The 24,556-nt window shown below is 38.5% G+C and carries 24 protein-coding genes, 2 pseudogenes and 1 riboswitch; of the genes and pseudogenes, 14 read left to right on the top strand and 12 right to left on the bottom strand.

What is annotated here, in order from left to right:
- Positions 1 to 143: 143 nt before the first annotated feature.
- A pseudogene (locus WS44_RS05365) lies at positions 144 to 359 on the bottom strand (RNase H1/viroplasmin domain-containing protein); the annotation flags it as partial.
- Positions 360 to 452: 93 nt separating this feature from the next.
- Between WS44_RS05365 and WS44_RS05360 the strand changes: the two are divergent.
- Positions 453 to 1,379, top strand: a complete 927-nt coding sequence (locus tag WS44_RS05360; RefSeq protein ID WP_013641382.1) for an alpha/beta hydrolase — start codon at positions 453 to 455, stop codon at positions 1,377 to 1,379.
- A gap of 18 nt (positions 1,380 to 1,397) precedes the next feature.
- Positions 1,398 to 2,855 carry a cardiolipin synthase gene (gene cls / locus WS44_RS05355; protein WP_046433554.1) on the top strand — a complete coding sequence of 486 codons (1,458 nt, stop codon included), beginning with the start codon at positions 1,398 to 1,400 and terminating at the stop codon, positions 2,853 to 2,855.
- Here cls and WS44_RS05350 read toward each other — a convergent pair whose 3' ends face one another.
- Positions 2,856 to 3,332, bottom strand: coding sequence for a hypothetical protein (locus WS44_RS05350; protein WP_014565497.1), 477 nt, complete (start codon positions 3,330 to 3,332; stop codon positions 2,856 to 2,858).
- Positions 3,333 to 3,419: 87 nt separating this feature from the next.
- Here WS44_RS05350 and WS44_RS05345 point away from each other — a divergent pair, with 87 nt between their 5' ends.
- From WS44_RS05345 to WS44_RS05335, 3 genes and pseudogenes are all read left to right on the top strand, one after another.
- Positions 3,420 to 4,124 (top strand): NAD-dependent protein deacylase, encoded by a 705-nt coding sequence (locus tag WS44_RS05345; RefSeq protein ID WP_046433550.1) that lies wholly within the window; start codon positions 3,420 to 3,422, stop codon positions 4,122 to 4,124.
- A gap of 51 nt (positions 4,125 to 4,175) precedes the next feature.
- Positions 4,176 to 4,694, top strand: a pseudogene (locus tag WS44_RS05340) (methylated-DNA--[protein]-cysteine S-methyltransferase).
- Positions 4,681 to 5,472: a TerC family protein gene (locus tag WS44_RS05335; protein WP_013641378.1), complete on the top strand. Its 792-nt coding sequence runs from the start codon at positions 4,681 to 4,683 to the stop codon at positions 5,470 to 5,472. The pseudogene WS44_RS05340 and the gene WS44_RS05335 overlap by 14 nt, the downstream one beginning before the upstream one ends.
- Before the next feature lie 40 nt (positions 5,473 to 5,512).
- Here the strand turns inward: WS44_RS05335 and WS44_RS05330 are convergent, their stop codons facing one another.
- Positions 5,513 to 5,872, bottom strand: coding sequence for a DUF488 family protein (locus tag WS44_RS05330; protein WP_013641377.1), 360 nt, complete (start codon positions 5,870 to 5,872; stop codon positions 5,513 to 5,515).
- Between the two features lie 67 nt (positions 5,873 to 5,939).
- Here WS44_RS05330 and WS44_RS05325 point away from each other — a divergent pair, with 67 nt between their 5' ends.
- The 4 genes from WS44_RS05325 (at position 5,940) to WS44_RS05310 (ending at position 10,285) form a co-directional block, all read left to right on the top strand.
- Entirely contained in the window at positions 5,940 to 6,572 is a 633-nt protein-coding gene (locus WS44_RS05325; protein ID WP_046433548.1) for a DNA-3-methyladenine glycosylase, read from the top strand.
- A 47-nt stretch (positions 6,573 to 6,619) separates the two neighbouring features.
- Positions 6,620 to 6,793, top strand: a riboswitch (Lysine riboswitch).
- A gap of 110 nt (positions 6,794 to 6,903) precedes the next feature.
- Positions 6,904 to 8,517, top strand: a complete 1,614-nt coding sequence (locus WS44_RS05320) for an ABC transporter permease subunit (protein WP_046433544.1) — start codon at positions 6,904 to 6,906, stop codon at positions 8,515 to 8,517.
- Entirely contained in the window at positions 8,517 to 9,272 is a 756-nt protein-coding gene (locus tag WS44_RS05315; protein ID WP_013436961.1) for an amino acid ABC transporter ATP-binding protein, read from the top strand. Before WS44_RS05320 ends, WS44_RS05315 begins: the two co-directional genes overlap by 1 nt.
- An 80-nt stretch (positions 9,273 to 9,352) precedes the next feature.
- A complete protein-coding gene (locus WS44_RS05310) occupies positions 9,353 to 10,285 on the top strand; it encodes a DUF805 domain-containing protein (protein WP_046433541.1) in 933 nt (310 codons plus the stop codon).
- 98 nt (positions 10,286 to 10,383) lie between these two features.
- Here the strand turns inward: WS44_RS05310 and WS44_RS05305 are convergent, their stop codons facing one another.
- Positions 10,384 to 11,298, bottom strand: coding sequence for an HNH endonuclease (locus WS44_RS05305; RefSeq protein WP_046433538.1), 915 nt, complete (start codon positions 11,296 to 11,298; stop codon positions 10,384 to 10,386).
- The gene (locus WS44_RS05300) at positions 11,299 to 11,943 is read right to left on the bottom strand and encodes a YfbR-like 5'-deoxynucleotidase (RefSeq protein ID WP_013436958.1); all 645 of its coding nucleotides are present in this window, start codon (positions 11,941 to 11,943) and stop codon (positions 11,299 to 11,301) included.
- Between the two features lie 201 nt (positions 11,944 to 12,144).
- Here WS44_RS05300 and WS44_RS05295 point away from each other — a divergent pair, with 201 nt between their 5' ends.
- Positions 12,145 to 13,251, top strand: coding sequence for an OFA family MFS transporter (locus WS44_RS05295; protein ID WP_046433535.1), 1,107 nt, complete (start codon positions 12,145 to 12,147; stop codon positions 13,249 to 13,251).
- A gap of 38 nt (positions 13,252 to 13,289) precedes the next feature.
- Here the strand turns inward: WS44_RS05295 and WS44_RS05290 are convergent, their stop codons facing one another.
- From WS44_RS05290 to WS44_RS05270, 6 genes are all read right to left on the bottom strand, one after another.
- Positions 13,290 to 14,423, bottom strand: a complete 1,134-nt coding sequence (locus tag WS44_RS05290) for a glycosyl hydrolase family 8 (protein WP_046433534.1) — start codon at positions 14,421 to 14,423, stop codon at positions 13,290 to 13,292.
- 9 nt (positions 14,424 to 14,432) lie between these two features.
- Complete coding sequence (locus WS44_RS05285; protein ID WP_013436955.1) at positions 14,433 to 15,740, bottom strand: glycosyltransferase family 2 protein; 1,308 nt, start codon at positions 15,738 to 15,740, stop codon at positions 14,433 to 14,435.
- 131 nt (positions 15,741 to 15,871) lie between these two features.
- The gene (locus tag WS44_RS05280; protein WP_046433532.1) at positions 15,872 to 16,732 is read right to left on the bottom strand and encodes a hypothetical protein; all 861 of its coding nucleotides are present in this window, start codon (positions 16,730 to 16,732) and stop codon (positions 15,872 to 15,874) included.
- A gap of 102 nt (positions 16,733 to 16,834) precedes the next feature.
- Complete coding sequence (locus tag WS44_RS09970) at positions 16,835 to 16,975, bottom strand: hypothetical protein (protein ID WP_013436952.1); 141 nt, start codon at positions 16,973 to 16,975, stop codon at positions 16,835 to 16,837.
- A gap of 60 nt (positions 16,976 to 17,035) precedes the next feature.
- A complete protein-coding gene (locus WS44_RS05275) occupies positions 17,036 to 18,787 on the bottom strand; it encodes a glycerophosphodiester phosphodiesterase (RefSeq protein WP_046433530.1) in 1,752 nt (583 codons plus the stop codon).
- A gap of 10 nt (positions 18,788 to 18,797) precedes the next feature.
- A complete protein-coding gene (locus WS44_RS05270) occupies positions 18,798 to 19,199 on the bottom strand; it encodes an iron-sulfur cluster biosynthesis family protein (RefSeq protein ID WP_013436950.1) in 402 nt (133 codons plus the stop codon).
- 197 nt (positions 19,200 to 19,396) lie between these two features.
- Between WS44_RS05270 and WS44_RS05265 the strand changes: the two genes are divergently transcribed.
- The 3 genes from WS44_RS05265 to htpX all read left to right on the top strand — a co-directional run bounded on the left by WS44_RS05265 (position 19,397) and on the right by htpX (position 22,055).
- Positions 19,397 to 20,503: an SLC13 family permease gene (locus WS44_RS05265; protein ID WP_046433527.1), complete on the top strand. Its 1,107-nt coding sequence runs from the start codon at positions 19,397 to 19,399 to the stop codon at positions 20,501 to 20,503.
- Between the two features lie 98 nt (positions 20,504 to 20,601).
- Positions 20,602 to 21,162, top strand: coding sequence for a LemA family protein (locus WS44_RS05260; RefSeq protein ID WP_013436948.1), 561 nt, complete (start codon positions 20,602 to 20,604; stop codon positions 21,160 to 21,162).
- An 11-nt stretch (positions 21,163 to 21,173) separates the two neighbouring features.
- Positions 21,174 to 22,055, top strand: coding sequence for a zinc metalloprotease HtpX (htpX, locus tag WS44_RS05255; protein WP_046433525.1), 882 nt, complete (start codon positions 21,174 to 21,176; stop codon positions 22,053 to 22,055).
- A gap of 43 nt (positions 22,056 to 22,098) precedes the next feature.
- On the opposite strand, the gene WS44_RS05250 is transcribed toward htpX, so the two are convergent.
- Positions 22,099 to 23,040, bottom strand: a complete 942-nt coding sequence (locus WS44_RS05250) for an AraC family transcriptional regulator (protein WP_139962035.1) — start codon at positions 23,038 to 23,040, stop codon at positions 22,099 to 22,101.
- Between the two features lie 164 nt (positions 23,041 to 23,204).
- On the opposite strand from WS44_RS05250, the gene WS44_RS05245 reads away from it, so the two are divergent.
- Complete coding sequence (locus WS44_RS05245) at positions 23,205 to 24,554, top strand: ATP-binding cassette domain-containing protein (RefSeq protein WP_139962034.1); 1,350 nt, start codon at positions 23,205 to 23,207, stop codon at positions 24,552 to 24,554.
- Positions 24,555 to 24,556: the final 2 nt, after the last annotated feature.

Below are 24,556 nucleotides of genomic sequence, written 5' to 3'. Positions count from 1 at the left end.
GTCACGGCATTGGCTTCATCTCCACTTTACATAGTAAAAGAAAAAGTGTTGAACGACTACTCCGTCGAGTAATCATCCAACACTAGATTAGTATGTTTTGTTTTCTTATTTTTGGTTGCCTTAACCGGCTTTTTACTGTTGTGCTTTATTTTTTCAATGGCATTTTCTAGCGTGTCATCTTTGCGGTTGATTGTTTCTTCATGTGACTTTTCTTGCCAGCCCAAATAATCAATTGCATCGGTGATATTCTCAAAGGATTTATATTCAGCGCCGGAAAAACCATCCACTTGTTTTTTGGCCTCATCCCAATTGCGATAAACGCCTGGAACGCGACCTTTTTTTACTGCATAAATTTTCATAGCTACCTCAAAAATCAAAAAACTTCCACTAAATGTTAAAATGTACTTATTACCATTCACATTATATAGAAAAGAAATGAAGGTGAGCAAAAGTTGTTTTTCAATACTAAAAAATACGCTGAAGAAGCGGAAAAGAACCATAAACATGATCTAAAGCAAGAACCCACCATGTTTAACATGATTTCATTGGGACTACTGGCAACTTTTGCCCCAACCCGTATTTTCTTGCGCATGCATAAGCGCCATATTACCGATAATGTGGTCGTTGAAGAAAGCGACGTCGAGCAAGTGCCGATCATTTATTTCCACGGCTTCCGCGGCGGTGACTACACCACCAATGTCATGGTGCATCAGGCAACTAAAGACAAAGGAAACGAGAAATTTTTAAAGGTTACTGTCGATTTACTCGGTAATTTTAAACTTGAAGGTACCTGGACAGGTGACAAGCATCCCATCGTGCAAATTGCCTTCCGGCAAAGAATCGTCGGCATCTATGGCATCGACTATTACCTGAGTTTTGTCCTGCCATTTTTATCTAAAAGATACCACTTCAAAAACTACATCGCAGTGGCCCACTCACTTGCTTGTCCTTGCATCATTAGAACCGAGATGAAGCATTCTTCAAGTAAAACTTTTCCGCATTTAACTAAATGCGCTCTTATTGCTGGTCCATTTGACGGGGTAACTTATCTTGGCGACATCCCTAACGTTAATGTTTTAAACGAAAACGGACGTCCAAGCATGATGAACCCACATTATCTCTATCTTTTATTCAACCGCAGAAAATTCAATCCCAACATTTCCGTCTTAAATATCTACGGCAACGTCTTGGACAATACTAATACAGATAAATTTATTTCCGTCGTCTCAGCTAAAAGCATTCGCTACATTTTGGCCCCTAAAGCTCATTTCTACCAAGAAGTCGAGGTCCGTGGCAAAAACGATGCAGAACACAGCTGGATGCACGATAATCCTTTCGTAATTGACATTATTAATAAATTTCTTAACTTAAAAAAATAGTTTTTATGGAGGAAGAAAATGATTTGGTGGCATGATTTTATCAGAATTATCTTTATAACTAATACGATCTTAGCCTTCTACATCGTTTTCCACCGGAAGCGTTCAGTTTCTACAACTTGGGCTTGGCTGATCATTTTGCTTATTCTGCCAGTAGTCGGTATTACCCTTTATGCCTTTTTTGGTCGAGGTATTTCCCAGGAAAACATTTTTGCCATCAATAAACAGAAACACATCGGCCTGCACAATGTTCAGGAGTCAATTACTGAGGCCCCTAAGCATGTCAGCCCTTCTGATACGTCAAGTGCCGGTGAGATAGCCATCCGCTTTTTTAACCAGGATGATGAATCTCCTTTGACCAAAAACAATAATGTTGAGCTTTACACGGAAGGCGAAACCTTCTTCCACGACATGCTAAAAGACATTGTTCGCGCTAAAGAAACTATTAATATCGAATTCTACACTTTTTACAGTGACAACATTGGCAGCCGTGTTTTGCAACTGTTGATTAAAAAGGCCCAACAAGGCGTTAAGGTGCGCGTAATCTACGATGCCTGGGGCTCAATGGGTGCCACTAAAGCCTGGTTTGATCAATTGCGGGATGCGGGCGGCGAAGTTTTGCCCTTTATTACTTCTAAAAATATGATCACCAGATACCGTATCAATTACCACTTGCACCGCAAAATCGTGGTCATTGACGGTAAGATTTCTTGGACTGGCGGTTTCAACATTGGTGATCAATATTTAGGTAAGAAAAAGAAATTCGGTCATTGGCGCGACAGTCAGGTACGCATTGTGGGTTCTGCCTCTCTGCTTTTACAAGAACGTTTCGTGATGGACTGGAACGCTTCAGTTAAAGAAGCAGATCAGATCATTCGCTTTAACTCCACTCTTTTTCCAGATCTTGATGAAACCAACATTCATCAGGGCGACATCGCTACGCAAATCGTCTCAGATGGTCCCGACCGTTACACGCCATACATGCGCAACGGCATGATGCGACTCATGCTACTGGCTCGAAAGAGATTATGGATTCAAACGCCTTATCTGATACCAGATGACGCCGTTTTTGCGGCATGGCAAACGATTGCTGCATCGGGTGTCGACGTGCGCATCATGATTCCTTGCAAACCGGACCACCCATTCATTTATCGCGCTACGCAATGGTACGCTAATGAGTTAACTCGTTGCGGTGTCAAAATTTATATTTACGAAGATGGCTTTTTACATGCGAAAACGACTATCATCGATGACAAATTTTCTAGCGTCGGTTCAATGAACCAAGACTATCGTTCATACGATTTGAACTTTGAAGACAACGCTATTTTTTACGATAAAGATTTCAACGAAAAAATGGCTCAGGTCTTTGAAGAAGATATGAAGAAATCTCATTTGCTCACACCTGAGGAAATAAAAAAGCAAGGTCGTTTATTACGAACCTTGCAGAGTTTTTCTCGTATGTTATCACCAATTTTATAATTATTGGATTTCGACTGAGACATTTTTGCCCATATATTTTTGAAGGGCTGGTACAACTTCATTCACTTGATTGCGGAAACGCATCATGTATGACTTGTTGTCCTTCGTTCTAAAAAGAGCCACAATCAATGGCTTTCTTTGATTTTGCATATTGATCAAAGTGATGTCAGCAATATCTTCATATTTGACAGTGCGTTTGAAATAGCCGGAAACGACTAATCTCTTAGGACTGAAACCTGAGAAACCATCAACGATACTGATTAATAGGAATAAAGCTAGGAAGACGTTTAAGCCTGGATCACCTTTTTCAATGTAGTTCCAGGTAAAGCCTAGCCAGATAAAAATGACAGCCCAAACAATTGAGGAAGCACGGTAGTGACCACGGAATTCGACCTTTGCTTGCCAGTACCAACTGTAACAAGCATAAGCCAACATTAAGATGTTAATTACTATATAAAAGTAGGACATGTATGTCATAAGAATTCTCCTCAACGTTTTATTTGTTTTATTATAACAAAAAGTCGATATATAATTATACATAGTAATTCTTTCAGAGGCAAAATAATGAATCATGATGATTTAACTGAATTGCAGCAAGATTTAGATAATGCAAAACATGTTGTCTTCTTAACGGGAGCCGGTGTTTCTACACACTCAGGCATCCCCGATTACCGCTCCAAAAACGGTATCTACAATGGCGTACAGGAAAGTCCCGAGACGATTTTAAGTGAAAGTACACTCTTTAATCGCCCCGAATTTTTCTATCATTTCGTGATGGACAATATGTACTTTCCCGATGCCAAGCCAAATCTAATTCATGAAAAAATTGCGCAAATTTGCAATAAAAAAGGCGATTTGATCACGCAAAATATTGATAGATTGGATACGAAAGCTGGCAATGAACACGTAACAGAATTCCACGGCAATTTGTATAATATATACTGTACTAAATGTCATCAGCCAGTTTCCTATGATGAATACGCCAAGGGCTACATTCATCAAAACTGCGGCGGAATTATTCGTCCAGGAATTGTGCTTTACGGGGAATCAATCAATCCCGAAACGCTAAACAATTCGGTCAATGTTATGCAAAAATCCGACTTAATTATCATCAGCGGTACTAGTTTTGTGGTTTATCCATTTGCCCAACTATTGGCCTACCGCAAAGAAAACGCAAAAATTTATTCGATTAACAAAACTGAAATTCCGGCTCCTGGCGTAAAACAAATCATTGGAGACGCGCTTGATGCATTTAAACAATTGAATTAGAATTTTTGTTTTGTTATTCTTATAAACAATAACTATATGGGTGTTGAAAACATGGCAAAGTTTTTTTATTATGATTACGTCACGATTGAGCCGAGAACTTATTTTTTAACGGCTTCAGAGTTCGGTTTAACATATGTAGGGCTTAAATGAGATGAAACTGTTTCTCCTATCTTCAGTTTCTATCCTCACCGGATGTTCGTGCGTGATCCTAAAAGATTGGCACCATATGTTCAGCAGCTAAAAGAATATTTCACTGGAACAAGAAGAGTATTCGACGTTCCGATTGATATTTCAGAATTTGGAACTGAATTTCAGCGAAGAGTTTTGCAAGCGGTGCAACGAATTCCTTATGGAATGACTATCAGTTACGAAGGTGTAGCAACCAGTATGCCTGATGCAAGTTCTTATCGCTCAGTTGAACACGCTGTTGCTGTTGATCCGGTATTATTTTTCATTCCAGACCACAGAGTTGTTTTATCTAACAACCAAGTGGGCACCTATCGTTTAGGACAACAAGAAAAAATCAGATTAATTAAACTAGAAAAGAGTCATTTGCATGGCAATTCTTAAATTGTACACACCCTTTTTCGATGGCAATAACTGGTTGCACGTTTTAACCAGTGGCAAGGACTGGATGATTATTCTTACTTTAATCATCATGGAATGTCTGCTCTCAGTTGATAACGCAGTAGTGTTAGCGGCTCAAACTCAAGTATTACCTACTAAAGCTGAAAAGGAAAAGTCCCTGATCTATGGTCTTTGGGGCGCATACCTTTTTAGATTCATCGTTATTGGGATTGGTACTTATTTGATCAACTTCTGGGAAATCAAATTAGCCGGTAGTATTTATTTGTTCTACCTATCATTCAAGTTCTTCTATGATCAGCGCCACCCTAAGCAAGCAGCTGAACACGAAAAAGAAAAGGAAGAGCGTGAAGAAGCACGTCATAAAGGAAAGAGAAAGAAGAAAAAACACGTCCTTTCTCTTTTCTGGCGGACAGTTATTTCGATTGAATCAATGGACATCGTCTTTTCAATCGACTCCGTTCTTGCAGCTTTGGCTATTTCAGACAACCCAGTAGTTGTTTTAATTGGTGGTATGATCGGTATCCTCTGCATGAGAGGTGTGGCCGAAATTATCATTAAGTTGATGGACATAATTCCGGAATTGCAGCCAATGGCTTATGTTTTGATCGGAATTATTGCACTTAAGTTGTTATTGGCTTTGCCACCACTAAGATGGGAAATGCCTAATACAGCATTCGCAATTCTCGTCTTTGCAATTTTAGGTATAACCATTATTTTCCACTTCTGGCGCATCAGAAAGCATGGACATAAACATTTATAGAAAGCAAAAAGCTTATCTCAATTGAGGTAAGCTTTTTTAGTTACATTTTACTTTCAACATATTCCTTAAGCACAACTGCTTGATTATGTTCCCTATTCTTAGCACCATAAAGAAACAGAACATCGCCAGACTTTAACTTATCCTTTACTGTCTCAATAAATTCAGGCGTAAAGTCATTTTCATCCAATTCCTTGATGTACTTTTCTTTAAATTCGGAAAATTTTTCATCTTCATGGTTAAACCATTTTCTTAATTCGTTTGTTGGGCCAATCTGCTTATCCCATTCACCCAAGTCTGCCTTAACTTTACTCATACCACGTGGCCACATCCGATCAACTAAAATTCGGTAGCCTTCGGGTTGTTCATGATCATAAATTCGTACTAATTTAATTTCTGTCATTTGAAATTCCTCGCTTCTTTTTTTAGTGTATTACTAAAAGCAAAAATTAGAAACAACGAGGCACTTTATGGATTACGCAGAATATTTTACTAACCGTCCCACTGATGAAATCACCCGTGATTTAATTGGACGACCACTCACTTTTAATAATGGAACAGAAAAACTTGGCGGCTATATCGTAGAGGCCGAAGCTTACATAGGAAAACTCGACCGTGCTGCCCACTCTTACGGTGGTCGCCGCAGTACCTCTAACGAAGGCCTTTATCGCACTGGCGGCACCATTTATATTTATGCTCAACGACAATACTTTTTCTTCGATGTTGCCTGCCAAGAAGAAAATGAACCACAAGGAGTTTTGATTCGCGCAATTGATCCTGCTTGGGGTATTGATACTATGGTTAAAAACAGAAATGGTAAAAGCGGAGTTCTCCTCACCAACGGTCCTGCTAAAATGATGCAAGCTTTTGGTATCCACAATAAAAACTGGAATCTACATTTTCTTTCAGATTCGCCATTTATCATCGATTTAGACGATAATCATAAACGTATTGCCCAGGAAATAATCGCAGATAAACGCGTCGGGATTAATCAATCTGATCCTGTCTGGGCTAACAAAAAATTACGTTTTTACGTTGCTGGTAATCCTTACGTTTCAGATATGAAAAAAAGAGATTGCGCTTACAGCAAAGGTTGGGCTTGACAAAACTTCACTTTTCTTTTAATCTTTTTATCAGTTAAATAATTTTCCAATGCAATAGAGGTTGCGACAACCACAAGATAATTCAGAGTCCGCGAAGACAATGAAGGTTATCTTAGGGCTGCCGCCGAAATGGATTTAACATTCGCGTGTTGATCTGTTGGGCTATAGAACAATATTCTATAGACTGTCCTGGTTAGTCCCCAGGGAGCGCTATAAGATTTGGTTTAAATACTGATGATTATGACCCTCGTTTGTTTTGGCAAACGAGGTTTTTATTTACGCTTTATTGTATTGGCTTTATGTTAAAACTATTTTTTCGGAGGTTTTACAATTGAAGTCAAGATTTAGATGGATCGCTGCATTACTTACAGTGCTCCTCAGTATATTTATCGGTTTCAGCTTTAGTAGTAATTCGACTCAAGCTGCTAAAAAAGATTCCGGCACATTAAAGATCGGTATGGAAGCTAACTACCCACCATATAACTGGACTCAACCAACCAAAGCTAATGGTGCGGTTCATATCGATGGTTCTAACTCATACGCTAACGGTTATGATGTTCAAATTGCCAAGATCATTGGTAAGAGACTTCATAAAAAGGTTATCGTTGAAAAGACCCAATGGGATGGACTTTTACCAGCTTTAACTTCAGGCAAAATTGACTTGATCATTGCTGGTATGTCACCTACTCCTGAAAGACGTAAGGCCATCAACTTCTCAGAACCTTACCGTAAGAGTACTTTCGTTGTTATCACTAACAAGGCAAGCAAGTACTCAAATGCTAAGAAATTAACTGACTTTAAAGGTGCTAAGTTAACCGCTCAACAAGGTACTTTGCACTACAACTTAATCAAGCAATTAAAGGGTGCTAAGCGTCAACCTGCGATGCGTGACTTCTCAGCTATGCGTCAAAGTTTAGCTTCAGGCACTATCGACGGTTACGTTGCCGAAGACATCGAATTTGAAAGTTACCACAACGTTAACCCTAACATCGTTGCCATTAACTTGAACAAGATGGCCGGCTTCAAGGTTGACCACGACGATTCCGTTACTAGTATCGGTGTCAAGAAAGGCAACACTAAACTTTTAAACGAAGTTAACGCTACTTTGAGAACTATTTCTAACAAAAAGCGTGATCAATTAATGTCACAAGCCGTTAAGGAACAACCTAAGGCTGGTAACCAAACTAAGAAGGAAAACTGGCTTGTTACTACCTGGAAGCAATACGGTGGCATGATCATGTCAGGTATCGGCATGACTTTGCTCTTAGCTTTAGTTGGTACTATCGTTGGTTTCTTCATCGGTTTGCTCGTTGGTATCGTTCGTACTATTCCAACACCTACTACTCGCGGCAAGCGCTGGGCATTAAACTTTGTTAAGTGGTTATTATCAGTTTATGTTGAAATCTTCCGTGGTACTCCAATGATGGTTCAGGCAGCCGTAATTTACTACGGTATCGCTCAATTCTGGCACTTGAACTTGAACAGAACCGTTGCCGCTTTGATCATTGTTTCCATCAACACTGGTGCCTACTTGGCCGAAGTTATCCGTGGTGGTATTATTTCAACTCCAGAAGGTCAATTCGAAGCAGCTAGTGCACTTGGTATGACCCACAACCAAAGAATGTGGCATATCATCTTGCCTCAAGCTATTAGAAACTGTTTACCATCAATCACCAACGAATTTATCGTTAACATCAAGGATACTTCAGTATTGAGTATCATCTCAGTTTCTGAATTGTTCTTCGTTGGTACTACTATTGCCAGTCAATCATTCAAGTTCTTCCCAACTTACTTAATGATTTCAGCAATCTACTTGATTTTGACCTTTACTATTACTAGAATCTTCAACTTCATTGAAAAGAGACTCGAAGGTAACAAGAACTACAACTTGATGGCTAACCAAGTTCAAGTTGGTACTCCAAAAGATGCGGAGGCAAACAATTAATGACTGAATCAAACGAAGTAATTTTAAGTTTAAAGCATATGCAAAAGTCCTATGGGGCTCACAAGGTATTGAAGGACATTTCTTTCGATATCAACAAAGGCGAGATCGTGACCATCATTGGTCCTTCCGGTGGTGGTAAGTCTACTACCCTTCGCTGCATCAACTTGCTCGAAGAACCTACTGGTGGCGAGATCGATTTCCACGGTGAAAACATTTTGGCACCTGGTTACAACCGTAATACCTTTAGATCCAAGGTCGGCATGGTATTCCAGCAATTCGACTTATTCGAAAACAAGAATGTTTTGGAAAACTGCATGATCGGCCAAGAATTGGTCCTCAAGCGTTCAAAAGACGAAGCACGTAAGATTGCTATGGAGAACCTTAAAAAGGTTGGTATGGATCCATTTATCAAGGCTAAACCACAACAATTATCTGGTGGTCAACAACAGCGTGTTGCTATTGCCCGTGCGATTTCAATGAATCCAGAAGTTTTATTGTTCGACGAACCAACTAGTGCCCTTGACCCAGAAATGGTTGGCGAAGTACTAGACGTTATGCAAAAACTTGCTACAACCGGTTTGACGATGGTGATCGTTACCCACGAAATGGGCTTTGCCAAGAGCATTTCAGACCGTGTATTGTTCATCAGTGACGGTATCATTACTGAACAAGGTTCACCTGATCAAATCTTTGATCATCCAAAGAACGAAAAGACACAAAAGTTCCTGAGTAACTTCAGAAAAATGGACTTTTAAAATTTTAAAAGCAGAGAAGTTTGATTACTTCTCTGCTTTTTTAGTTTATAATTAATAAAAAATTAATTGGAGGAATATTTATGAATGAAAGAGTGTATTACTTCGTCAAATCGTATGATGAAGATTTACCAAAACCACCCGCAGAAAGTTTTGGTCAAATTTTAAACGAAACCTACTTGCATCCCTTCGATTGGAGCGCAAGAACCACTCGTAAGTCCTACTGGTGGAGCGTCTTAACCAACTTCATTATTGCCATTTTAGCTATTGTAGTTGGATTCTATGCTTTCAATGAAGGCCTTAATCCAGGTATCAGAGTAATCGACGCTGTGGTTGCGATTGCTATCTATGTCTGGGTATTTCTAGCTGGCCTTGGTCAAATGATCCGTCGTTTGCATGACGTTGGCTACAGCGGCTACTGGTACTGGGCTACCTTCACTGGTTATGGAACAATGTTTATGTTTTACTTAGCACTTCAACCATCTGTCCAACACAAGGTTAAATGGGGCAAGTACTTGTTCAGCGATCAAGATTATCCTGAGGGCAGCGCAAAAAGTAATGTTCCTGTACCAACTATTGGTCAAATCTTGAAGGAACACTTCTTTGACTGCTTCAAGTGGGATGCTAGATCTACTAGAACCTCATTCTGGGTAGGTACTGCAATTAGCCAAGTTATCATGACAATCGGCGTACTTGCTTGTTACCTACTTGCTTTCATGCTTTTAGCTCCTTTCAGCGTTACTGAATCTGATTCTGGCGATGCCAAGGTAATCGGTGTAATCTTCATCATTTTTATTATTTTCTTTATTGCAGCAGCTATTTGGGCCTTTTTAGCACAATTAGGTCACACTGTTCGTCGTCTGCACGACGCAGGCTTTAACGGTGGTTGGTGGTGGCTGGGCGTAATTCCTTACGTTGGTCAACTGTTGCTAGCATTCTTGCTCTTCCACCCTACTGTTCAAAATGAAGTTAAATGGGACAAATATTTATTTGATCCAGAAGATCGAATTAGATAGATCAAAATTAAAAAGATCATTCCTATATGGGGATGATCTTTTTAAAACTCATTTTCTATTTTGAATTGAGTTTACAAAAAATAGCGCTTTTTTACGTTTTAAATAATATCCTTATTTTCCTTAATGCGAGCTAATTTCCAGCCCGTATCAAAATACGTCTTGCGCGTTTGACGCAAATCATCATAATCACTTTGTAAACTATCAATGGCATCCTGTAAGCTCTTATTTTGCTTTCTAATCGCATTTAGCTCAGGATCATTGATCACACCCTTAAGGTGTACTTGAGCCGCTAAATAGCGCCGACGATGCTCAAATTCTTCTCTCAAAGTACCCAGCGCATCTTCATACTTAACTAGCTTTTTATTGATCTCAGAAATTTGATAATTCAGTTGAATAAACAACTTATAAGGCATATCCGACTTAATTCGGTTGCATTCCGCACAAGCTAAAGTTAAATTATCTAAGCTGTTGTTGTGACTAAGAGAAACAGGATCCTTATGATCTACGCTGTGGCCACGTCTGCCGCAATATTGGCAGCGGTATTTATACTTGGCCCGAATGCGTTCACGATCAATAAAATCAACTTCGTTTAACTGGAAATTGATCTCCAAACCCATTCCCTTTAAATTTTGCTCAAAAGTTACGCCTTGGTTAGGCACATAATTAAGCTTGCCATCTTCGCTTTTAATTACCGCCAAATTCAAATCAGACCTTTTAATCTGTTGGCGGGCGATTTCATTACCATCATAATCTTGTAAAAAGGCTTCGTATTTTTTACGGTCCTTTTTATTTTTCACAATAAAACCTGATTGATCTTGTTTCTTTGCACCGACAAACGTGTAAAGCAAACTTTGAGCAAAAGTTGCGACCGCATCATTTGCGTAATCTTCCGGATTCAGGTTGCGCGTGATACAAATGTCGCAAATACTGGTCAACTTAGGATTCATTAACCCCTCTTGCTTAAAATGCAAAGAGTCCATGCGCAGCCCGCATGAACTACATTGAAATTTCACCTAATCATCCCCTAACAATAGAATGCTAAAAGCTATTCGTTGCATCTTATCCTTTCCCGCGAAATCACCTTTAAAAAGATCTGGCAAAATTTTCTTAATAAAGTATTGTACGCAAACTAAATCGTCGAACTTCTTGATCGTTTCAAGACTTTCCTTGAACATTTGCATATAAACCGGGTTAGGATTACCTAATTCGATTTCTCCATAAGCTTCATATAACAAATCTAATTTATCACAGATTGATAAAATTTTACCCTCTAAAGTATCATCTTTGCCTTCTGAGAGACGTTTAGTATAAATTTCTTGAAATTCTTCTGGAATCTCATCCTTAATGAACTTAGTGGTCATTGTTTCTTCAACATCACCAATCATCTTTCTAAGTTGAGGAGTAGCGTATTTAACTGGTGTCTTAATATCACCGATGAAACGTTCAGTATAATCATGATTCAAACTCTTTTCGTAAAGGGCCTTCCAATTGATCTTCTTATTGCCGTGAACTTCTTCGATATCACCCATCATTTGTGCGAGTTCAGCTGTTCTGAAGCAGTGATCAGCTACTGAGTGGTGGTGGTACTTGAAGTAACCTGGTGCACGATCGATTGACTCTAAACTGTTAAAACCTTGAATGTATGCATTTAATCCCATTTTTTGTCCTCCTCTTAAAAATTTTCACTATGTTATCAAAAATCAAAATGAGATGCAAATATAGCTGAATTTTAGTAGTATTATTCGTGTTTTATATAAAGTGTTTCTCTTGACTAGATAATAATTAATAACTTATCTTTTAGATGACTAACAAATTATTTAGTTTCATCAATATTTGTTCATGTTTTGTAGAGAGAATCAATGATAAAAACTAGAAATAGGTACGTTATCGCCTCAGCCGGGATCACACTGCATTTAATGATCGGCGGCGTCTATGCCTGGAGCGTTTTTACCGGTCCGATTGTTAAACAAACCGGTTGGGCAGAAACCTCCGTTTCTTTTGCCTTTAGTTTAGCTATTTTCTTTTTAGGGATGTCAGCAGCCTTTATGGGACGTTTAGTTGAAAAGTTCGGACCCACAATCACTGGTACAATTTCTAGTGTTTGTTACGGTTTGGGTGTCTTTTTAACTGGGACTGCAATTAGCAACCAACAACTATGGCTACTTTACTTAGCTTATGGTGTAATCGGCGGATTAGGCCTTGGAGCAGGTTACGTAACTCCTGTTTCTACAATCATCCGCTGGTTTCCGGACAAGCGTGGCCTAGCTACCGGTTTAGCCATCATGGGCTTTGGCTTTGCGGCTTTATTGACGGGTCCGATTGCTCAAACTCTAATGGCAAGTTTTGGTGTTTCCAGCACCTTTTATATTTTGGGTATCTTTTATTTTCTGGTCATGATTATAGCTACCCAATTTATTAAAAAGCCGCGTCAAAATGAATTGCCAAAAGCAGTGATCAAAAAAGCAAGTCATTTCAGCCTAACTGGTCAAAACATGACAGCAAATACCGCTGCCATAATGGTCGGTATCCTAGGTTTATTCAACGGTTTTGGTCGTTTAATTTGGGCAACTTTATCAGACTATATTGGTAGGCCTAGAACTTACAGCGCCATCTTTATTTTGGATATCGTCATGTTAATCACCTTAATCTTGTGCAAAGTACCCGTGATTTTTGCTCTTGCCCTTTGCCTACTCTTATCATGTTACGGTGCTGGCTTTTCAGTAATTCCAGTATATTTAGGCGACGTTTTTGGTACTCGTGAATTAGGAGCAATTCATGGATATGTCTTAACGGCATGGGCCGCAGCGGGAATGGTAGGTCCAATTTTGTTATCCTACACTCACCAAATACTGCACAACTACTTTGTGACCCTAGTCGTCTTCATCGTCATCGATCTTTTAGCTCTAATTGTTTCCCTAGCTTTGCAACGAGCACTTGCCAGGATGCAAGAACAAGTGAATAAATAAAAACAAAAATAAAAAAAGTCCCACTTTTGTGGGATTTTTTATAACTTATCAGCATCTAAAGCAGCCATTGTCGTCAATGCGGCATCATAATAATTATTTTGCGGTAAATGACGCGTAAAAATATACTGCTGAGACATGAACAAATCGTCATAGCCTTCATTTCGATTGAACGATACGGCATAGAAAATCGGTGCACTGAAGCTGGCAGACTGGTACTTGTTTAATGGCTTGCCTTTTAGAGTATAGCCTGCTGTTATGGTGTTTTGCTTACTAAAGAATTTAAGCATCCTCTTTAAAGTGTTCTGTGCTGAGCGATCATTGCATCCCGCCAGCATCATCGGAACACGACAAGCATTAGCAGAATAGTAGCCATCATTTTCCGTTGAAATAGTCTTAGGCTTAACCGGTTGGGCGTCATTTTTGCTTACCCAAGCAAAATCAGGCACTAAGCCAGTTTTATTTTGATGACTGAGCTGGTTAAGTCGCTTAAGCATCGTATTTTTGATCACGAGCCAGCGCTTATCACCTGTTTCTTGATAAAAGTTGTCGAAGAATTCCGGCATCACATCAGAAGTCCGCATTAAATTGTAGTACTTGGACTTCGAATCAGCCCAGTCTCCGACAGTCAGCGTTTCAGTATCAGGATTGTACTCATAGCGCAAAATATCTTGCAAAATGGCATGCGCTTCTTTTTGATACTTATCATCATGCCACTGCTTGCTGGCTAGTAATAATGCCTGGGCAATAAATAAGTCACCGTCTGTGGCACTATTTTTATTAATCGTCCAGTGACCATTATTTTCAACGGCACGCCAAGACATTAATGCTGTCTTGTCTTTATTAATCGTTTCGCGGTGCTTGAGATAAAAATTATTCAGTTGATCAAAATATTCTTTCTTGCTCCACTTTCTTTTAGCAGACAAAACAGCAATATACATGCCGTAGCCTTGCCCTTCAGATAGCGCGGTTCTGGTTTCTGTTTTTGGCGTCGTATCAATAAAACTCTCTTGTTGATTAACTTTAACAACGTAATCTTTGTGCCATTGTCTATAAAAATTGTGGCGCAATTGGCTACTGTTTTGCAATCGTACATATGCCATAATCCCTGAAAAAATAGCGATAATCACTATAAAATACAGGGATAAATGATGATTATGATTTAGTCTCTTCATTTTTCTTCCTTAATCGGCAAATCTCTTCGTCTTAACCCACTTAGTACTATCACGGTGGAACAATCTATCGGCCGTAACTGAACATACTGCATGAACGGAAACTACGATAAACAATTGCGAATATGAGAAATATGAGGCCAAGGCTAGCCAAATTTGCCCAGTAGTTGCCTGACCAAACTGCGTACACATGGCCGCATAAATTTGCAAAATATAAAGCAAAATCATCAGTAGCCAATTAAGCAACAAAATCTGTGCCAGCAAGATGTTGCTTGAAGTAATTGTGAATGGCAATTGCACTCCTGGCTGCCAAATGTGGACGATCATTGCAATCACATTGGCTAAGAAAATAATGTCAGACAAAATAATTGCGGCATTAAACCAGAAGAAAGTACATGAGTAATAAAACGTTTCTAGTTTTACTCGCCAATTGCTTCGATCAAACAAGTGCTTGAAGTTGTTGATGACCACTTCGTAGTTACCTTTAGCCCAGCGCAAACGCTGGAAGTAATAGTCCTTCAATCTTTCTGGTTCTTGCTGGAAAGCTTCAGAGTTATAAGCCAGTGCAATCAATTTGCCTGAGCCCATAATCTTAAAGGAAATATCGGTATCTTCGGTCAAGGCACCATTACGCCAGCCACCGATTGATTCTACATATTCTTTATTAATAATGAAATTAGTACCTGGAATTCGGCCAATTTTGAATAATTGCCAAATACCGCAGTGTTGAATTCGCTGCGTTACAACGATCTCTTGGTTGATACATCTAGTTAAAAAGTTCTGCTTAGCGTTACGCGTTTTATTTCTACCAAAAGCCGCCATATAACGCTTAGGATTTTCCAACACTTTTCGAACTAAAAAGTACAGTGCATTGCTTTCAGGCATGGCATCCGCATCATAAACGCCTAGGTATTCACCGTGAGCAATTTTCAAGGCATCGTTTAAAACTCCGGCCTTACCACCGGTACCAGTTCGTCTAATTACTTTAGCGTTACGATTTTTAAACCTTTCTTCTGCTAAAACACTGTCTAGAACATCAGCAGTATGGTCCTCACAGTTATCCGCGTAAAATAAGACTTCTAATTTATCCTTAGGATAATTAAGATTCAAAATTGCTGTCGCCGTATTTTTAATTACCAATTCTTCGTTATGGGCTGGGACAACGATCGTCACTTTAGGATAACGAGGAAGCGGTGTGATTTTAACTAAAACCTTGCTGTGCTTTAGCCAAAATGCAATTGCCCCACTTAGAGTAACCATCGACATGAGCAGCGATAGCCAAATCGAAATCAACGTAATTATCTGCATTACATCACTCATTGTCATTCTTCCTCTTCGATTTAATCAAAGTCTGTTCCATATTACTTAAAATTTTTAATGTACAAAAGAAAATGATGAAAAAGCAGATGATAAAAATCAACGTAATGCCAACTGCCAAAAAGTAAAACCAATTAGTCATTTTGATCATCCTTCAAATATTCCACAATGATATCTGTTTCTAGGCCTCGTTCCAAATGCTTAAGGAGCTTGTCCAGATCAGAAAACTTTTCACAGTTTTGCAAGTCTACATTCTGAGTTGCTACTTTAAGCATCAACGGAATTCCGGTATCCAATTTTTGCAAAGCAATGTAAACTTGCTCATCTAATTCCTTATGCATCTCATCTGTAACTCTAGGTGAAAGGATCAAGAATTTACCATCGCCAGTGTAATAGATAAACTCGCTTTTTAGGCGTGTCTCCTTTAAAATCTTGGCAATCTCACGTAATAACTTGGCATGATATTGTGGATGGTGCTCTTCGACTTGTTGGTGATGTTCCCAACTGATCAATTCCGCATTAACCCAAATATTCATGTCAGGGTAACGTTTAATCTTTCTCAGATCATCTTCATAGAATTTACTTGCATTGTAATAAGTCTGCAGCTTCACGTTTAAATTATAGTGGCCTATCAAGCGCTTAGCATCGCTTTCACGACCAGAGACAATACTCCAGTCCAAAATATGGTGTCGCACTACACTTAATAAACTTGCTTCAACCGGAAAGGCAATAATCAAGAATGTCTTTTCAGTACTTGCCATTACCACATACCCCAGCAGCAAAAAAGCAACTGCGACTGTAGTCAAAATAATAATCAGCCAACTAACTAAGTATCTAGCTGAAAATAGGCCAACGAAGATTGCTAATACAAAAATCATTAACAAAGCGTTAATCACGTTAATTTGGAAAGAATCCGCTAGCCAAAATGTAATAATTGGAAAAAGCAGTGCTGCCAGCAGTGCAAAATATACTAGTCTAATATATTTTTTATTCATAACCTAACCTTCTCAAAACTCCCATTGTATGAAAAAAGGCTACTAACAAATCTAACGATCTCTTAGTAGCTCTTCTCTGTTTCTTAATTTTAAAAAACGAAATTACTTGTTTTCGTCTTTTACGGCCTTATTAAGAAATGCAACAACTGCTGCTACGTGAGCAACACGCTTCTTTGCGTTTCTCTTGTTCTTAGGTCTTTGGTTTGGTTCACAACCAGTGTTGTAGTTTTCACCTTTACGCATAGTACTATACTTCCTTTCAGATTTTCGAAAATCTAGTATAGTTTACCATGATCAAACGCGTTAATCAAGTATAGGAAAGGCAGTCATGTAATTTAAGAGTCGTTCCGCATAACTTTTATGCCCTTCAAAGTCTTCAATCGTAGTATTTAATTTAGCCACATCATCGGTAATAAAGCCATCGACGTGTTCATACATCATCTTTTTCATTTCGGCAGTATTATTGACTGTCCAAGCATATACCACGTGATTTTGTAAATGAGCTTGCCAAATGAAATCAGAACTTAAAGTGGAATATTCCATGGAATAGCCATCGGCCGCACTGCGCGGATAAGTTAGGTTGTAAGGCTGAATATATAAAACTGGAATTTTTGAATTAAGCTGGTGCATTTTTTTGACAGCAGTGTAATCAAGCGACTGCACTTGGTACTTATTCTTCAAAATTGTTTGACCGTACTTTTTATTAAAGTTCGCCACAAAGTTCTTGGAATCATGCTGTGTAGTCTTAATCTCTATCAGCAATTTTTGCTTTAACTTTTTAGCGGCTTTTATATATTGATCTAGACTAACAACCTTGCCACGATGGCCATCTTCTTTAGCAGTTAACTGAGTTAATTGTTTTACGGTTAAATACTTCGGCTCTTTGTCTACCCCAGTCAGCTTTTTCAGATTTTCATCGTGCATAATGATAAATTGATTATCTTTAGTTTCATGGACATCAATTTCTACATAGTCCGGCTTAAATTTGGCTGTCTTCTTTAAAGCCTCGATCGTGTTTTGCACACCATTTTTATCATTTACACCCCTATGGGAAATGGTGACTGGCGCATGGTTGTCTATCCCCGTCAGATAAAAAACATTCTCGACTCCGTTGACGATTATGGCAAAGATCCAGATGATCATGATTGGTGTCACGATTGCTTTATTGTGGGATGCATTAGGTAATTTTTCTTCTTTTGTGGTAATTTTAATTAAAAATAATAGTGAAATAGCACTAGTCCAGATCAGCAATAGTTCACTGATCATTTGAAAGAGTGATAGATTTATCGTAGCTAGTATTAAGGCTAATTCCCTGGGAAATATGTCCCATAATAGCTGCAGTAAATATGCCAGCACGCTGTTAATTACCATGGCCAAAATAGCGATTATTCCCAAGGCAATAAAGAAGCCCAATACCTTGCGCCAACTCTTTTTCATTAAACTGGCGCTTTTCTTCATTGCCTCTCTAGTGGTCGTTTTATCCAGCACCATAATTGGCAAAGTGAATAAAAAGCGAAGTGCCAAAATAAAAATCACGACATAAAAGACAACTAAAACCGTCAGTAAAATCCAATCTCGCGTCATGTAGTCCACAATAAACTGTGGAATTTTTAGCTTGGCTAAAAGTGGCGTTCTAAAGACAATATTGGCAAAAGGTATAATTAACAAAAAATAAATTGCCAATAAAAGTAGTGAGCCTAATCGAAAGTGTTTCAAGCATTGCCCGTACTCACTGAGGCTCTCTTTTAAATCAAATTGATTTTTGATCACCAAAATAAGCAGCGCAAGTTGACTGTAAATGACAAATAGCAATGCAGCTAACTCAATTAGCAATGCTAAAGCCACAAAGGGATGCTTAGTTAAAATAATTTCTAAATTAGAAAGCGAAACAAACGGAATGGCACCCTTTTGCAGTACAAATGTAGTGATATAACGAAAAAACGGAATAAAAACAAACTGGTTTAATACACTAATGCCCGTAAAAAGGACTAAGTATTGTAACCAATTTTGTTTAAATTCCGCTGAAAAATTCTTTATTTCATTAATTGCTTTCATTACCTAATGATTAGCAAGTTTTACCCTCTTGCATTTCCTTCTTAGTTAATTCTTGCGGTGTGTATTTATCAATTGATACCGCTCCATCAAGAATGCCACTATCATCGGATAAACTCAATGTATAATTTCTTGCGTTGACTACTAGGCCGCCTTCAAAGAAGCTAACTTCGTCTGGTGAAGTCCATAAATCAAAACCGGCATTGTTTTCTACTTTAATAGTATATTTAGGATCCTTTTCATCAAGAATCACGAATTGAAAGTTGGCACCAATTGTACAAGTACCACCAAGTCTTGAATACTTGTTTGAACCATCATTTAAAGCTAATAAAAGTGGCTTGTTTTCTGGATTTTTCTTTTCAATAATTTCTTTTGCTTCTGGTTTGATGTTAATTGAAATAGTTTCTTGTGTCATAGTTGTGTCCTCGCTCTAATCTGTTACGTTTACTCATTTTCTTAAGTATAGTATTTTTAAGCAAAATCCCCTATTAAAATGCTCAAAGTGGCCTAAATCTTTAGTTTTTTCAAATTTATCATTGCAAGCTATCCTAAAAAAGCTCAAAATGATACATAGGGTTTTTAGACGATTGTAATACGTAAGGGGGACCTTTTATGACCGTCTTAAAGAATATTGCTAAAGATAGAATTTTACAGATTACAGTTTTAATTACAGTAGTAAGTCTTTTTTTCGCTAGGCCGCGGTTAACAGATATTAATTTTCACACTTTATGGTCTGTTGCCGCAATGCTGACGCTGATCCAGATCTATGCTTATTTGCACGTTCTGGATGTTTTAGCGTACAAACTTACGAGTATCGCAGATAATACGCGTAAGTTGAACATGCTGTTCACGGTTTTGGCCGTTATCGCCGGTATGTTCTTAGGTAATGACATTACTGTATTAACTTTAATTCCACTTTATTTAAATATCGCTAAGCGCTACAAGCTGCCACAAATTTTGCCTGTTACTCTAATCGGTATGGGCGCAAACATTGGGGCCGCATTTACACCTTGGGGTAATCCCCACAACATCTTTTTAGTTAGTCGCTTCGATATTAAGCCACTAATTTTCTTCAAATGGTCAGTACCTTACTTGATCATTTCAATGGCGATCATGATTTTGGTCTTCATATTTATTCCGAAGAAAGAAATTCCGGTTCAAAAGACTGAACCAATTCGAATCAGCTGGCGTCCTACTATTATCACGACCGCTGTCTTTATCTTCTTCTTCTTTGGAGTTTTCAGAATCGTGAATATTGTTTGGCCAATGTTGATCGCAATTATCTTGGCACTAGCAATTAATCCAAGAATCATGCTTAAGATCGACTATGCGTTGCTCTTAACCTTCACTGGTTTCTTTATCTTTATCAGTGATATCCAACAGATTCCAGCAATCGTGAACTTGATTCATATGACTGTTCACTCTGAGAGCTCAACTTACTTCGCATCAATTCTTACTAGTCAAATTATGAGTAACGTTCCATCAACTATTTTGGTTGGTAAGTTCACTAATTATGCGCAAGCGTTGTTCCTTGGATCCAACATCGGTGGTTTTGGTTCCGCAATCGGTTCAATGGCCAACATGCTGGTAATGAAGACGTTCAACCAACACGCTACAGTCAGCCGCAAGAAGTTCTTTATTCAATGGACAATCATGCAATTTGCTGGCTTGATCATTTTGACAATCGTTGGTTTAGGATTGTTGATTTTCAGAATTTAAGAAATGAAAAAGAATGCTTTCAAAGCATTCTTTTTTATTGTCCAAAAGTATACAATCGGCTAAAATTTAAATAATATAGTGTGGAGGAGGATACAAAAATGTCACCACTTTTATGGATAATTTTAGCCATCATCGTATTAATTGTGGCTATTTACATTACTGCCTACAACGGCTTGCAAAGAGCCAAAGTTTATACAGAAGAATCTTGGAGTCAAATCGACGTTCAATTGAAGCGCCGTAATGACTTGATTCCTAATTTGGTAGAAACTGTTAAGGGCTACGCTAAGCACGAAAGTGAAACGCTTGAAAAGGTTGTGCAATTACGCAACCAATTAACTGAAATCCCTGCTGGCGATCACGAAGAAACTTTGAAGGTTTCTAACCAAATTACTGACTCATTAAAGACAATTTTTGCCTTATCAGAAAATTACCCTGACTTAAAGGCCAACCAAAACTTCTTAAGCTTGCAAGAAGAATTGACCAACACTGAAAACAAGATTGCCTACTCACGTCAACTTTACAACTCAAGTGCTGCTCAATACGACCAAAAGCTTTTGACCTTCCCATCAAATATTGTAGCTAAGATTCACCACTTCACTAAGGTTGACTACTTAGAAACACCAAAGGAAGAAAAAGAAGCACCAAAGGTTAAGTTTTAAAGGATACGAAAATGCTATACCAACAAATTGCACGTAATAAACGCAAAACTGTAGTGGTTATGGCTGCCTTCGTTATCATCTTAACTTTAGTCGGAGCAGGTTTTGGCTATTTATTCAGCAATACGCCATGGACGGGAATTCTTATTGCTTTAATCGGCAGTTTGATCTATCTCTTTTTAGTAATGCGCGATCCTGCCAACATGGTGATGAGTTTAAACCATGCTCAAGAAATTCACGAACAAGACAATCCGCAGCTTTGGCATATCGTAGAAGATATGGCAATGGTGGGCCGCGTGCCTATGCCCCGCGTTTTTATCATTAATGATCCTAGTCCTAATGCCTTTGCGACGGGCCGAGATCCCGATCACAGCGCCGTAGCGGTTACGCAAGGCTTATTAGACATGATGGATCGTGAAGAGCTGGAAGGCGTATTAGGACACGAGATTTCCCACATTAGAAATTACGACATCCGTTTATCAACGATTGCTGTTGTCCTGGTTGGGGTAATTTCATTTCTTTCAGGTCTTGCTAGCCGCTTCATTTGGTTTGGCGGCAGTGATGACGACGATGACAATAACAATGCTTTTGAGATGATCTTTAAAGTTGTTGCGATTGTCTTTGTTTTGATCTTAGGTCCATTATCTGCATCCCTAGCCCAAATGGCACTTTCCAGAAACCGTGAATTTTTAGCAGATGCTAGTTCCGTCGAATTAACCAGAAATCCGCAAGGACTCATTTCTGCTTTAGAAAAAATTGAAGGCAGTCAGCCAATGAAACAAGCCGATCGCTCAAGTAGCGGCATGTATATCGAAAACCCATTTAAACATAGTGGCAGTCTTTTTGATACGCACCCACCTACAGACGAGCGAATTAAACGTCTACAACAAATGTAATAAAAAAAGAATCCGGAATTTCCGGATTCTTTTTTAGTTTTAGCTACTTCAAATTGATATTTGCTTGTCTAAACAATTCTTCTCGCATGGCAGCAGGTGTCATGTGATAATATTGATTAAATTTTTTGTAGAAGAATGACTTGCTTGAATATCCAACTCGTCCAATAATTTCCTTAAGTGAAATATCAGGTTGAGCAAGGAGTTCGCGTGCCTCTTGCATTCTTCTTTCATCAACATGATCGACAAAACTCTTGCCTGTTTTTGCCTTAACCATGTTTGAGAAATAATTTGGATTGAAGCCAAAATACTTAGCAGCGTCAGCTAGCGATACATCTGCAAAATGTGCATCAATATAATTATCTAATGACTTCTTTTCGAATTTAGTCTTGTCTAAATTAGTTGGAGTAGCCATTCGCTGGGTTCTAATCGAAATGATTAGCATTACGGTCAATTCGGCCTGAATTAAGGCCGTAGCGAATAAATCATTGTTCAAATAACCGCCGATGATGTGTTGCATTACTTGGGATGCACGAGTTATTTGATTGTTCTTTAGCCACAATACGTGTTCATTGTCAAGGCTATCAATAATTTGTTCAATAACCTTGTTTTCACGCTTTCCTTTGTAACTAAAGTACTTGAAGTATTCACGATAGGCAAAACCTGGCTTAAACTTTAACTTAACAAGGACTGAGTCTTCTTTTTGACTCTTGACCTCATACTTCCATCCCTCTGTTAACAGAAGCACGTTACCAGACTTCATGGTAATGATCTTTTCACCACTCTTAATTGTCACAGTACCTTTAGCAACATAGAGTATTGTTGATACATCCATCTGATAACGGTGGATTCCAGTATTATGATTTTCAAGGTAGATAGTAAACAGATCAAAATCTGGATTTCCTGCTTCTAGCTTTATTTCATTCCTGTCTGTTGAATTCGACTTTAATATGCTAGCCAGATATTGGTCCAAAGCAACAGCTGCCATATCCATGTCCACCTTCCTTACAATAAATCAAATTATAGTACTATTATAACTATATAATAATGCATTATTATAAGCTATTTGATTACAAATTCGACCATCTTTATAGTGAAAAAATTTCTTTTACGAATTAGACAATCAAAAAATCATCTTGTACAATCAGAATTATGATAGTAACACTAAATAATATTACTTTTTCCTATGAAAAAGAACCTATAATCCAAAATTTATCATTAAAAATTCCAGCAGGCTTCTCACTGCTGATGGGACCTACGGGCTGCGGCAAATCCACACTGCTTAAAATTATTGCGGGCCTCTACCCTAAATATGCGGGCAAATTGACTGGCACCGTGGAATTAAATGGGCAAAAAACAGCCATGATGTTTCAGAATGCGGCTGAGCAGTTTACGATGGCGACCCCACGTGAAGAGATCGTTTTTGCCTTGGAAAATTTGCAAGTTGAGCAAAAGGACTACGAAAAAAAATTAGCTAAAGCAGTAGAATTTACACAAATTTCGGACCTACTTGATCAGAAGATCAATACCATGTCGGGTGGCCAGCAACAACGTGTAGCTTTAGCTGTTTTACTCGCTATGAATGTGGACGTGCTTTTGCTTGATGAGCCTTTTGCCAGCTGCGATCCAGATGCACGGAGCTTTTTGATCAGCAAATTGGCTTTACTGGCTAAAAATGGCAAGACCATCATCTTGAGTGACCACGTTTTAGATGATTATGAGCAGGTCTGTGATCACTTATTTGAGTTTAAAGCTAAAACTGTGCAGGAATTGTCAGCTGACGAGAAGGAAAAAATATTTATACAAAATAAGCAAATGCATGCACACGAATATTCATTTTCTTTGCCAACCGGTCAGCCAATTTTCACCTTAAAAAACGTGCAGATTACGCAAAATAAATTGTTGCTTAAGCAAGCTGATCTAAATCTTTATTCAAAGAGCACTTTGATCACTGGACCTAACGGCGTGGGCAAAACATCCCTGTTTAAGGCGATGACGAAGATGATTCCTTATAGTGGGAGTTTTACTTACCATGATCATGAAATAGCTAAATTGCATCAACGTAAGTATTTAGCTCAAGTTGCGCAAGTCTTTCAAAAGGCAACGGATCAGTTTTTGACCGTGACTGTAAAAGATGAACTCAAGCTCAGTAAGAAAGATCGCAATAGCTTTTTTACGGACCAAAAAATAGAGGAATGGTTGGATAAATTGGGACTAGCTAATCACTTGGATCAGGTCGTTTATACCTTGTCAGGCGGTCAACAAAAAAAGTTGCAAATTTTACTACTACTCATGACCAAACATGATGTACTTTTAATCGATGAACCACTCAGTGGTCTAGATCATAATTCTGTAAAGCTGGTGTTGAACCTAATGCGAGAAAGCCAAGAGAGGCTCCAGCAGACGTTTTTAATCATCAGCCATCAGATAGACGAGTTAGCTGATTTCTGCTCTTATCGCCTTGTTTTTGACCAGCAGCAGCTTAAATACGTGGAGAAGTAACT

Origin of the sequence: Lactobacillus sp. N54.MGS-719, from assembly GCF_000980505.1 — a bacterium.
GTDB classification, from domain to species: Bacteria; Bacillota; Bacilli; order Lactobacillales; family Lactobacillaceae; genus Lactobacillus; species Lactobacillus amylovorus.
This window is presented reverse-complemented; position numbering and strand designations above follow the sequence as displayed.